Origin of the sequence: Nocardiopsis sp. NRRL B-16309 (genome assembly GCF_001279585.1) — a bacterium.
GTDB lineage: Bacteria > Actinomycetota > Actinomycetes > Streptosporangiales > Streptosporangiaceae > Nocardiopsis.
Genome location: NZ_LGEC01000102.1, coordinates 1 through 12,417, shown reverse-complemented (window position 1 = coordinate 12,417; position 12,417 = coordinate 1). Strand labels below are relative to the sequence as shown.

Annotated in this window: 3 protein-coding genes and 1 pseudogene; 3 read left to right on the top strand and 1 reads right to left on the bottom strand. The window is 72.9% G+C overall.

Annotated features, from left to right (window positions below; all coding sequences use genetic code 11):
* Positions 1–214, top strand: a pseudogene (locus ADL05_RS30735) (DeoR family transcriptional regulator); the annotation flags it as partial.
* Positions 215–542: 328 nt separating this feature from the next.
* Complete coding sequence (locus ADL05_RS23185) at positions 543–1,304, top strand: DeoR/GlpR family DNA-binding transcription regulator (protein ID WP_053619122.1); 762 nt, start codon at positions 543–545, stop codon at positions 1,302–1,304.
* Positions 1,305–1,685: 381 nt separating this feature from the next.
* Here the strand turns inward: ADL05_RS23185 and ADL05_RS31250 are convergent, their stop codons facing one another.
* The gene (locus tag ADL05_RS31250; protein WP_231640879.1) at positions 1,686–11,918 is read right to left on the bottom strand and encodes a hypothetical protein; all 10,233 of its coding nucleotides are present in this window, start codon (positions 11,916–11,918) and stop codon (positions 1,686–1,688) included.
* A gap of 153 nt (positions 11,919–12,071) precedes the next feature.
* Between ADL05_RS31250 and ADL05_RS31960 the strand changes: the two genes are divergently transcribed.
* A partial coding sequence (locus tag ADL05_RS31960) for a hypothetical protein (RefSeq protein ID WP_231640878.1) occupies positions 12,072–12,417 on the top strand: 346 nt, incomplete at its 3' end.

Here is a 12,417-nt window from a genome sequence, read left to right as displayed (position 1 = left end):
CAGCGTCGACCCGGTTCAGGGGAGGAGCAAGCGGGCGCTCATGGACGCCGCCCGCACGGTCGTGGTCCTGGCCGAGCACACCCGTATCGACCACGACCGGATGTCGCGCTTCGCGGCTCTGGACGAGACCGACTGCCTCATCACCGGCACCGAGCTCGGCCCGGAACCGGCCGCACGCCTGGCCACCCGCGTGCACCGGCTGCTGCGCGTCTGACCATCTGCGCGGTCTCGTCCCCGCCGCCGTAGGGGACCACTCCATTCCCGCCTGTCGGAATCCCGGCATGCTCTCGCCTGCCGCCTGCCGCCTGCCGCCTGCCGCCTGCCGCCTGCCGCCTGCCGCCTGCCGCCTGCCGCCTGCCGCGCGGCGTGGCGGGGCTATGACGTGTGTGCTTCGCACACCGGCTGAGCGCGAACGTGGGACCCTTTCCCGGGGCGGTTCACACCATGCCGTGCGTGCCCACAGCGCTGGGCGGCGTTCTTGTGCGTACCGGGCCTCCGCACTACCATCGACCCGAATCACACTGAAACACAGGTGATACAACATGTACGCCGAAGAGCGTCAGAAGCTCATCCTTGAGCGTGCCCGCCGCGAGGGGAGGGTCGACGTCGCCACACTCGCCGCCGAGTACGACGTCACCTACGAGACCATCCGACGGGACCTGATGGCTCTGGAACGGCACGCCGTCCTGCGTCGCGTGCACGGCGGCGCCATCCCCGTGGAACGGCTCGGCTTCGAACCCACGCTGAGCCAGCGCGACACGGTCATGACCAAGGAGAAGGACCGGATCGCCAAGGCCGCGCTGTCCGAACTCCCCGAAGAGGGCGCCATCCTCCTCGACGCCGGGTCCACCACCGGCCGACTCGCCGAACAGATCCCGGCCGACCGCGAGCTGACCGTCGTCACCAACTCCGCCCCCATCGCACTGAGCCTGGTGCCCCGCGCCAACATCAACGTCATGATGCTCGGCGGTCGCCTGCGCACGCGCACCCAGGCCACCGTGGAGGGCTGGGCGCTCCAGGCACTGGAGGAGACCTACGTCGACGTCGCCTTCATGGCCACCAACGGAGTCTCGGCCGAACGCGGACTCACCACTCCCGACCCGGCCGAGGCGCAGGTCAAGCGGGCGATGATCCGGTCCGCGCGCCGGTCCGTGCTGCTGGCCGACCACACGAAGGTCGGCAACGACCACTTCGCCCGCTTTGCCTCCCTCGACGAGATCAGCTGTGTCATCACCGACACGGGGCTGGCCGACGGACTCGCCCAGGAACTCACCGCCATGGGGCCGCGCGTCACCACGGTCTGAGACGGTCGTGAGGACGCCGCCGCTGCGCCCTTCGCTCCGGCATCGGGCGTCCAGCACTCGGCGCCCGGCACCCGTGCCCTTCGCTCGGCGCCTGGGTGAGGGGTTCGACCGTTCGGCGGTCGACCGGGCCGGAATTCTCCGGTGGTGTCCCGGCGCTGAATTCTTCCAGTCGGCAACAGTTCGCGCACGCATTCCCGTAGGCGTGGAACCGGGGATACCTTTCCCTTTAGGCGCTGCGTGAACGGAGTGCCATTCCACGAACTGCGGGTGTGGCAGGTCGGATTCCGCTTCGCGCGGGAGTGCGGATCGGGCGGCACGGACGGAGAACCCGCCCATGCGAGCGGAACGGCACCGACCACCCTCTCGCGCGGTGATCGTGTTTCAGCGGACCGAACCGGACGCGGCGGACGGTGTGGGGCGGGTGGCGTCGGCGGGCGTGCCCGGACTCCCGGTCTCCGTGGGCGGGCGGTCGCCGCTGGAGCCGCGCGGGTCGCTGCGCCAGTCGGCGGGCGGTGTCCAGCCGTCGGGGACGACCTCGGACTCCACCACCCAGTGGTCGTTCTCGTAGAGCTCGTCGCGGACCGGGCGGACGTCGTGGACGACGAAGGTCGCGCCCCGGCGCAGGACCACGTCCGGGCCGTCCCCGGACGACGGCCGCGGCAGGTCGGACGTGTTGAGCGCCGGGTAGCCCCGGGGCACCCTGATCACGATCACGACGGGCGTGTCGAAACCGGGCACCGGTGCGTCGGTCGTCGTCGCGGTGAACCCGGGGTCGGTGTAGGTGCGGCCGATCAGGCCGCGCATGGAGTCGGCGTCGGCGAGCGAGGCGCCCAGCCGGTCGGCGAAGCCGGTCCCCGCTCTCTGGTGCAGGATCAGCGAGTCGGGTGTCGTGGAGCGGTCGATGAGCGCGTCCAGTGCCTCCACCGTCCGGCGGGTGCGCTCGGGAGTGCCATCGGGTCCCGTCCCGTCGCGGAGCGGGCCGTTGACCGTGGCGCCGCCGTCGGCGGCGAAGTCCCGGACCAGCGACGATTCGGGTGCGCCCATCTCGGGCGACGGCATCAGGAGCGGCAGGTACATCGCGCCCTGGCCGTGACCGTGCAGGAGTTGGCCGTCGCGCATTCCCTCGGGAAGGACCCCCGCGCCCCAGGCCGGGCGCGGCGGCCACCCGGTGTCCGGGCCGGTGACCTGTCGTTCCACACCTCCGTCACCGGCCGTGGTTCGGCTCGCGGACGCGTCGGCGATCGTGTCGATGGCCTCCCTGGCGGCTTCGTCCACGGCTTCTTCTGCGGTTTCGTCCACGCGCGCGGCCCGCTCCCGGAGTCGGTCGGCCTCCGCGCGATGCTGCGCGGCCCGGTTCTCCAGGTCGGCGGCGCGGCGGTCGAGCCGGGCGAGGTCGTGCTCGGACTGGGCCAGGGTGGTGCGCGCGGCGTCGAGTTCGCTTTCGGCCTCCCTCAGCCTCTCGGCCAGCGCGTCGAGCCTGCCCCGTGCGGCGTCGGCGTCGGTACCGGCCCGCAGCAGGCGGTCGCGTAGGTCCTGGGCGTCCCCTTCGAGCTGAGCCGCGTGTTCGGCCGCCGCCTCGGCGGTGCGTGCGGCGTCCTCGCTCCTCGTCCGCGCCTCCTCGGCCAGGGTGTGGGCGGTCTCATGGGCGCGGTTCGCCTCCGCGGCCCGCGCCCTCAGCTCCTCCGCTCGGTCTCGGAGGCCGTTGACCGCCTCCTCCGCCCGGGCGTCCCCGTCCCTGCGCTCGGCGAGCTCGCGCGTGAGCCGGTCGAGTTCCGCCCGGGCCCGCGAACGCTCCGCTGCCGTCGGCTCCGTGGAGGGCCCCCGTTCCGAAGAGCCATCGTGATCGGTGCCTCGCGGCTCGGGAGAGCCCTGCTGCCCGGCGGGGTCCGTTCGCCCGCCGATGTCGTCGTGTCCTGCGGAATGCTCCCGCCTGGTCGGGGCCGATGGAGCGCTGGAGTCCTCATGCCCTGCGGAGTGCTCCCGGGTGACCGGATCCTCCTGTCCCCGGGGCCTCCCGGAACTGGTGGAGTCCTCACGGCCGACGTCACCCCGTTCCGCGGAGGAGTCCCCGGAGCCGCCCGATCCCTGATCGGACTCTTCGGGGCGGGCCTGCTCTCCACCGCGGTCGCGGGAGGTCGCAGAGGGCGCGCTCGTCTCAGGGGCCCCATCGGCGGGGGTCGCACCGGGTGCGCCCACGGCTCCGGAGCCGTCGGTCCCCTGACCGGAGGAGGTCCGCGGGGCTTCGGCGTCGAGCCGGGCCACCCGGGAAGCGAGGTCGTCGACGTCCGCACCGAGTCGGGCGGTCACCCCGCGTCGGGTATCGAGTTCGCCCTCGGCACGGTCGAGCGCGGCGGCCGCGGCACCCGCCTCCCCACCGATCCGTGCCGCGTGGGCTCTGGCGGCATCGGCGTCGGAGCGCAGGCTCTGGTACCGCTCGCTGAGCGAGGCCGCGTCCTCGCACGCCCGGCGGGCGGTCTCGGCGGCGCTGTCGGCGGACTCACGGGCGGAGTCGGACCGGAGCTGGGCCCGGACGCGTTCGAGGTCGGCGTCGTCGACGTTCCGCCGGGCCGCCGGGACGTCGTGGTCTTCGAGCTGGGCGACGTCGCGCTCCCGGGCGGAGACCGCCTCGTGCAGACGCTCGATCCGTTCCTCCACGGCGGGGATCCGCGAGCGGACCAGATCCGCTTGTTCCCGCAGGTCCGTCGCCACCTCATCCAGCCGCGTCCGCTCGGTGGCGGTTTGCTCTCGCACGGATCGTCCGGTGGCGGTCTGTTCGGTCGTGGCCCGCTCGTTCACAGACCGTTCGGTGGTGTCGCGGACCTCGCGGACCTCGCGGACCTCCCGGACCTCGCGGGCTTCGCGGACCGGGGCGCCGGACTCGTTCTCGATCTCGTTCTGGGCGGTGTCCCGGATGTTCGTGTCGGTGAGCGGTCGCGGGTGGGGCGCGGGTCGCGCGGTGTCACCAGTGGTCTCGGTGGCGGGGGTCGTACGGACGGCGTCCCCGGGGAAGGCCGTGTTCAACTGGGAGCGGAACCTGTCGGTGAAACTCTGCTGCGGATCTGCCGCAGTGGTTGCCGCCGTCGTCGCGGGTGCCGCAGGTGCCGGAGGCGCAGCAGGCGCAGCAGGTGCGGTCGTGGTGCCCGTGGGGTCCGGTGCGCTCGTGGTCTCCGTTGCCGCCGGAGTGGCGGGGGTGTCGGAAGAGGCTCGGCCACGCGCCGCGTCGCGTACCGCGTTCAGCGCGTCCACCCAGGTGTCCAGCGCCCGGTCGAACGCGGCACGCCGCTCCTCGTAGGTGTCCTCCAGCGAGCGGTACCGGTCCCTGAGCCCCGCGTCGCCCGGCGCGGCCGCGTACTCGGCCGCCGCCGACTCCAGGGGAAGCCGCGACTCCAGGTACTTCTTCTCCGCGCTGTTCAGATCCTTCTGCGCGTCCTCCAAGCCCTTGCGGACACCGGCCATCCCGTCGGCGTCCGCCTGGCTCAAGATCCCCATCCGGACGGCGTCGCCCTGGGTGATCCACGCGGTCGTCCTGGTGGTCGCGTCCCCGAGCTGCCAGCGGGCGGGCCGCGCGGTGGGACGTCCGAACAGCCCGCGCACCTTGTCCCCGACATAGCCCGCGGCTCGGGAGAAGGCGGAGTCGCGCAGCTCCGACCTGGCGCCGATGCCCCACCTGGTGTCGAACTCGACCAGGAGGAGGGGCCCGATCCGGGCGCGCTGGGAATGGGGAGGAAGCTGCGAGCTCACACCCTGGCCGACGCCGCCTCCCGACTTCGAGGCGCCCGTACCGCCCGGCCCGCCGTAGTAGGCCCCGGTTCGCGGGTGGGGCGGTAGGCCGGGCTGTTCGCTGCGCCCGGAGGCGGTGACCTCGGCACCCGTGGTCCGCGAGGTGCCGTGCGCCATGGTCGAACTCGTCGAGTTGCCCTCGATGCCGGAGTCGGTGATCCGGCCACTGGGCGCGACGTCGAGGATGCGCGCCGAGGCGGGATCGGGCAGGGCTCTGAGACTCCAGGTCGTCCGGCCCATCGGAGGCAGTTCCGTGTCCCGGTCCACGGCCTCGGGATGGAGGGCCTTGAGCGCCAGGTGTCCCAGCGCCTGGTCGATGGCGTTGTACCGGGAACCGAATCCGAGCGCGGCGGCGTTGTGGGCGCGGGCGTCGCGTACCGCCTGCGGCGTGTACCGGCCGTCCCGGACGGCGTCCGGCGGAGGGGACCAGCCCAGCGACTTGGCCACGACGATGTGGGCGGTGTCGCGGACGTGTTGTCCGCGGTCCCCGATCGCGGTGGGGACGATGAGTTCGTCGCCGGAGCGGGGGCGCCGGTCGTCGCTGTGGGTCTCGGTCCACTGGCGCATCATGTCGTGCAGCGACGCATGATGATCGTTGACGGGGTGCTCGGGGTGCTCGGGGTGCTCGGGGTGCTCGGGGTGCGGCAGGGCGGTGTCGTGTGCGCGTCCGTCGCCCGCGCGCGGCGGGTTCGGAGCGGTGCCGTCCCCGGTGCCCGTCCCGGTGCCCGTGCCCGCCCGGGTGCCCTCTCCGGTGGTTTCGGTGCCGTCCCCGGTCTCGGTGTTCGCGCCGACCGTGCCCGCGAAGTCGAGGTAGGAGACCGGGTAGAGCGTGTCCACCCGGCCGCCGTCGCCGCTGCCGCTGAAGTCCCTGCGCTCCCCACTGCCGGGCTGTTCGCCGAGTGCCCTGATGAGCAGCGGTTGGCGTGCGGAGATCTCCAGATCGAGGTGGAGTCGGCTGTCGTGGCTCAGCTTGGCGTAGGGGGTGTCCACGGACAGGTCGAGCCTGCGGGACCGGGTCTCCTGTTCGGTCGATCCGGTGGAGCGGGTGTGCGACTCCGAGGCGCCGGCCGTGGGAACCAGGAGGTGAGGGCGGCTCTGCGGACTCTGCTGGGAGGGCTGGTCGTCGCCCGGATAGGGAAGCGGCTGGCGGACGCCGCCCACGAGTCCGGCGGAGGTCGTGTCCGCCGTCGACCGGGTGTCCGACTGCGCCTGGCGCCAGGTCTGCCTGAACTTGAACTCGTTGGAGCCGCCCAGGTACTCCACCGTGGGTCGGGTGAGGTCGAGCCGGATTCGGACCGTGGCGTCCACGGCCGGCGGCGCGGTGGTGGGGGAGTTGAGGTGGCCGATCGAGTGGTCGAAGGGGCGGATCCTGACCGGTAGCGGCACCGAGGTGTCGGTCGCGCCGCCCAGGTTCGAGTCCAGCGCGTGCAGGAGTGCCTCCCGACTGCCCGCGGTGAGCTCCCAGCCCTGGGAGGCGAGATCGTCCGCGAGTGCCCGCAGCGCCGGACCGGAATCGGCGGGGCGCACCCGCTTGCCCGTGTCCTCCAGCCCGGGGCGCACGCGCACGCCCTCGGGTCTGCCGGGCTCGGGCTGGGGCTCGCGCACCAGCGCGCCGTCGCGTTCGACGACCCCGTCCTCCACGAGCCCCGCCTGGTGGGCGTCGCGGATGTGGACCAGTCCCGTCACCAGGTCCGAGACGTGGCCGGTCCAGCCGCGGAACTGCGCGCTCCACGGGATGGTCGGCCCGATGCTCCAGTTCTTGAGGAACTCCATGGCCTGCCTGACGGTCCCCGAACCGGTGAAGGAGTACGCCATCGGCAGTTTGGAGGAGAACGCGGTGGCCTCGGTGTACTTCTCGCCCGTCTTGTGCCCGCGCGAGCTGTGGAACAGGCCCTGCGAGACCTGGGGACCGATCACGCCGATGGGGCGGAGCCCGTCGCCGTAGGTGAGTGGTTGGTCGGGGCCGGGTCCCTGGTCGGGGCGGGGGTTGTCGTTGATGCGTGCCTGGCCCGCGACGATCGCGTCGGCCGACCAGGTCCTGCCCGTGCTGACGGACAGGTCGGCACTGGTCACACCGCCCCGTTCGATCATCGCGTCGGACTGCTCGAACCTGTCGATGGAGGTGACGTCGAGTTCCGTCGACACCGTGGCGCGCACGTCGTGGGGCGACCACAGGCCGCCGCTCATCTCCGTGCGGACGCGGTTGCCGCGGGGAACGGACGAGAGCACCTCGGACGAGAGCGCGTCCGGGAAGAGCCGCCGGTTGCCCTGGCCGCGGACGAGGAAGTGCTCCAGCTTGCGCCGGTAGCCGTCGTGCAGGCCGAATCGGCGTGTGACGGCGGAGAACCCCTTGTAGGTCTCGTCCAGCAGGCTGGTCGTCCGAGTTCGTCCCTGCTCGTCCCGGACCCGGAACTCGGTGCTGGAGTGCTGGATGGTGGTCGGCAGGTTCCTGATCTGCTCGGCTCGCCGTTCCCCGGGTGTCCGGGGCGCGGGCGGAGCTGGTTCCGGCTGTGCGGGTGCGGGTGCGGGTGCGGGTGCGGGTGCGGGCGCGGGTGGGGGCACGGGGGCGCCGCCGTTGTCACCGGTCGCGGCGGTGTCCGTGCTGCCGGACCCGGCGCGGGGCGCCGACCGTGCCCAGCGCCAGGGGTCGCGGCGGCGCCGGACGGAGGCCGGGTCGGGAGTGGTGTCCCCCTTGATGACCCTCTCCGCCTCGGCTGTCGGAAGCGGCCGGATGTCGGAGATGACGGGAGCCGCGCCCGTGGCGTCGCCGGTGTCCTCGCGCGGGCGCCCCGGCGGGGTCTCCAGTGTCAGCCGGGTCGGGAAGGCGGAGTCGAGCAGGGGAACGCCGCGTTCACGCAGCGGGGGCGCGTCGCCGCGGACCAGGCCGCTGTCGTCGAACTCGTAGAGCCGGGCGTGGAAGGACGCCCGCGAGTGCCAGACGTCCGATCCCTCCGGGAAGAAGACGATGTCGTTGACCCCGTGTGAGAACCCCTGCCCCTGGCCGGAGTACGTCGTGCGGCTGACCGGGACGGTGACCGAGGGCGTGCCGCCCACCGGCGGCTGGCCGTGGACGTCGTTGGCATCGGTCGGCCGGGCGTACAGCCCGAACCTCGTGGCCAGCGTGTGGCGGTTCTGCGAACCCGTGTCCGTGGAGCGGGAGGCGGAGCCGCCGAACTCGCCGCCGGTGCCGCGTACGGTCGGCCGCACGTATTCCAACCGGTCGAAGTCGGCGAAGATCCGCACGCTGACGAACTTCGGCCGCAGGACCTTCTCGTCCCCCCTGAAGAGGGACCCGGGATTGACCGACGCCGGTTCGATCAGGTCGACGGGGATCCCCTCACGCCCGGCGAGGTCGTCGAGGCGGCCGCGGAAGGAGGACTCCGAGATCGACTTCAGGATCTGGAGCGTGTTGTACCGGGCGACCTCGTGGTTGCGCCGCAGCGGCCGGTGTTCGCGAGGGGAGCGGTCGAAGTAGCCCGACGCCTCCTCGCCGGACCGCGGCCGTCGCGCGTAGTCCTTCTTGGAGCTGGACAGGTCCGGCAGGACCAACCCGGGGCGCTGTCGTGCCAGACCGCCCAACACCTGGTGGGCCAACGCGTCGTAGACGCCGCGCGGTGGGCCCCCGTCCGCGCTCTGGAATCGGCTGCCGTCCGGCCAGCTGAACGTGCGCGGGACCGCACCGGTGAAGTCGGTCGGGCGCGGTGCCGACAGGTTCGCGAACGGCGGCCTCCGGTCGGCGGCCGGGTCCGGGGCAGCGGGCGTCGCCGTGTCCGTGGCCGGACCTGAGGCCGTGGGCGGTGCCGGTGCCTGGTCCCCAGCCGGATCCGTGGCCGTCGGCGGTGGCGGTCCCCCAGCCGGGCCCGGATCCGTAGCCGTAGGCGGTGCCGCTTCCGTGGCGGTGGCGGTGGACCCGCCACCGGTGTCCTGCGCGGTGTCCTGCTCGGCTCGCGGTGCGGGTCGTTCCTCACCGTTGATGGTCCGGGCATCCTCCACGGTGAGGATCTCGACGGTCTCACCGGTGAAGCGGTACACCTGCGGCTCGCCGTCGAACCGGACGTAGTAGTTGCGCCGGACGTCGTAGGCGGCGGAGGGCGTGGCGCCGTGGGTCGTCCGGTTGACCGACCCCGAGACGGACCGGGACTCCTGCTCGTTCGTCTGGTGGTTCAGGGCGTACTCGACGAAGGGCGCCTCGACGCGCACCGACGACAGCCCCGGGACGTCGGCGGCCATGCCGGCGCCGACGCCGAACCCGGCGATATCGCCCTTCTTCAGGGTCGTCTTGACCCCTTTGTCCGAGACGCTGCCCTTGATGTTGGCCTTGTTGTTGCCCTCGACGGAGGGTGTGTGGCCCTTGCGCGTGTAGTCGGTGGGCACCGACCACATCGTCATCACACGGGAGTCGCCCGAGATGTCGGTGAACTCGAACGGGACGGGGGCGTTGGTCATCCTCGGCAGCCGGTTGCGCACGGCGTCGGGGGAGAGGTCCCGCGAGGTGTCCTGCCGGATCCGCTCCCGCCGTCGGGCGCGCCTGTCCAGGAACGACGGCGTCAGCCGGTCGCGTACCGCGTCCCGCGTGCGCGGCGGGGCGTCGGCGCGCGTCAGGTGGTCGCCGACCCAGTCGGCCAGCGATCTGGGCCCGTCGTCACCGGCGAGGCTGATCGGACCGACCTTGATCGGGTGGCCCTGACCCGCCCGTGGATCCAGGGGGCGGCGGTCGCCACCGCCCGCCTCCTGCCCTTCGTCCTGCGGGGCGAAGGGATCGTAGACGCGGATCGTCTCGGGCCCGTCGCTGGGGACGACGCCGCCGGGGACGATCAGGATCAGGCCGTTGTCCGTCCGCGCGGTCGCGGTCCGCGGGGCCCCGCCGCCGTCCCCGTCGGCGGGGGCGATCCGCACGGCCATGTCCAGGTCCGCGACGTAGACCTCCGGCCTGCCCTTGAGTTCGACGTTCGAGGGGAGGTCGGTGGAGTTGGCGGCGGACTGCCCCGCGGTCCGCACGCGGGTGCCGAAGAAGACCCGCAGGCTCACACGCGGGCCGATGCTGGTCCCGTCGACCGAGGCCACGTGCAGCGGGCTGACCAGGAAGCTCAGATTGACGGTGTGCGCGCCGCCGTGCGTCCCGTCGGTCTCGGTGGAGACCGACTCGCCGACGGTGTCGGTCGTCTTGAGTTTGGCGTCCTTGGAGTCACTCGCCGGGCTGGTCGGCACGTGGAAGAAGTCGCCGGTCGAGGGGCGCAGCCACACGTCGACCCGTCGGGGGCGGCCGTCGCCGCCGGTGACCGTGAAGGGGTGTCCGCCGTCCTGGAAGAAGACGCCCATGTCCCGGCCCGTCTGGGCCTCCACCTGTGTGCGCAGGTCGGCCCGTGCGGTCTCGTCCAGGCCGTGGGGCGGGCCCGCGGCGGTGCCGTCGACGAACGACCGCAGGTGCTCGGCGATGACCGTGTCGGCGGGCGCCAGGTTGGAGTCGAGCAGATAGCTCAGGTCGTAGGGCGCGGTGGTGCGGTCCGGGAGGAGGGTCCCCTGGTACGTGCCTCGCGGGGGCGGCGGGGCTTCGGCTGGAAGGGGCGGAGCCCCGGGCGGAGGTGGTGCGGTCTCGGGCGGCTGCGGCAGGGCCTCGGCCGGTCGTGGTGCGGCCTCGGGCGCAGGCGGCGGCGCTTCGCCCGAAGGCGTCGCAGCCTCGGGTGGAAGTGGCGCGACCTTGGTAGGAGACGGAGGGAGCGAGGTCTCGGGCGGCTGCGGCGGGGCGTTCTCCGGCTCAGGGACGGGGATGGCGGGCCGCTCCTCGACACGCTGGTGGGAGGAGGGCGCGGTGTCCGGCCGGTTCCGTGAGGGGCCGGTTTCGACCTGGGCGTCGGTACCGGTCCGCGGCACCGGTGTCGGGTCGGTGTCTGTCGGATCGGAGGATTCCGGCCGCGGCCGGGTCTCGCCACCACCGGTCGCGCTGCCGCCGCCACTGTCGCTGTCGCCCTGCCCGGGGCTTTCGGTCCTCGGGGCCGGAATCGTCTCCGGGCGCGGATGTTGCTCCGAGCCCCTGGCGGTCGCCGAACCCGGGCGTTCCTCCTGGGCCGGTGACCGGTGGGACGGCTGTCGTCCCCTGCCGGTGTCGGACCGGTCGTCCGCCCGGCTCTGTTCGGTGCCGGGCGTTCCCTGCGACGCGGGCCCCTGGACGGTGGTCGGAGCCGCCACGTCGACCGCCTGGGCGCCTGTGCCTTGACCGGTGTCCAGGTTCTGAAGCGGGATGTCGGTGGACTGGATCCCGTGGAGGGTGAAGACGTGGAGGTCGGGGGCGCTCCAGGGGAGGGGTGAGGGGGGGAGGGGGAGGTGGGTTTTGGGGTCGAGGGTGTCGAGGGGGTTGAGGAGGGGGTGTATGGGTTGGAGGAGGGCGAAGGGGAGTGTGGGTGGTTGCCAGGTGTGGGGGGTGTGGGTGTCGGTGGGTTGTGGGGTGGGTGTGGGGGTGTCGTAGAGGTCGCCGAGGGGCCAGTCGAGGTCCGTGTCGGTGTTCTGCTCGACCGGGTTCCGCTCCGCGGTGGGAGTGTTTCCCGTGGCGCTCTGGTCGGTGCCGTCCTGCGGTCGCGAGTCGCCGTGGGCGCCGTCGTCCGAGGCGACCTCCTGCGATTGCGGGGTGTCCTGGGCGTCGCGCCCTGACGCGGGTGTGCCCGTCGGGTCGCTGCTGTGTTGCCCCGGCCCCTGCTCCGCGGCGGGAGCGTCCTGGGTGTCGCGCTCCGGTTCCGGCGTGCCCGTCCGGTCGGTGCTGTGGTGGTCGGCGTTCCGGTCCGCGGCCGGAACGTCCTGTGTGGGGTCGCCGGATCCGGGCGTGTCGTCCGTCCCCGGCACCGTGGTGAGGCCGTCCGAGAAGCGGTCGACATAGGGGTTGTCGACCAGTGGAGCGCTCTCCGGCGCGTCGCCTTCGGCCTCAGAGGGGCGCGTCGCGTCGCCGACGGGCTGCCCGGACGCGTCGTTCGTGCTCTGCTCGGCGGATCGGTCGCCGTGCTCCGCGTTCGGCAGGTCGTTCTGGGCGCCGGGCTCCGAGTCTCCTACGGCCTGCCCGTCCGGTGCGCGGTCGCTATCGCCCGCATCGCCATCGCCCGCGTCGCGGTCGCTGCCGTTGCTGTGGTCGTTGTGATCGCTGCGGCCGTCCGAATCACGCTCACCATCGCCGTCCGTCTCGCGGTCGTTTCGGTCGTCGCCGGAATCGCGGTCGGAGTCGTCTCCGTTGTCTCCGCCTCGGTGATCAGCCCCCTGGCCGTTGCCGTTCTGCCCTTCGCCGTCCGTGAACCCGCTGGGGTCACTCGTGCCAGGGGTGTGGTTGGTGGTGGGTGGGGGTGTGGTGGGT

What these genes read in the sequence shown, in the direction of transcription:
- ADL05_RS23185 (WP_053619122.1), top strand. Translation starts at nt 543, where the DNA reads ATGTACGCCGAAGAGCGTCAGAAGCTCATCCTTGAGCGTGCCCGCCGC.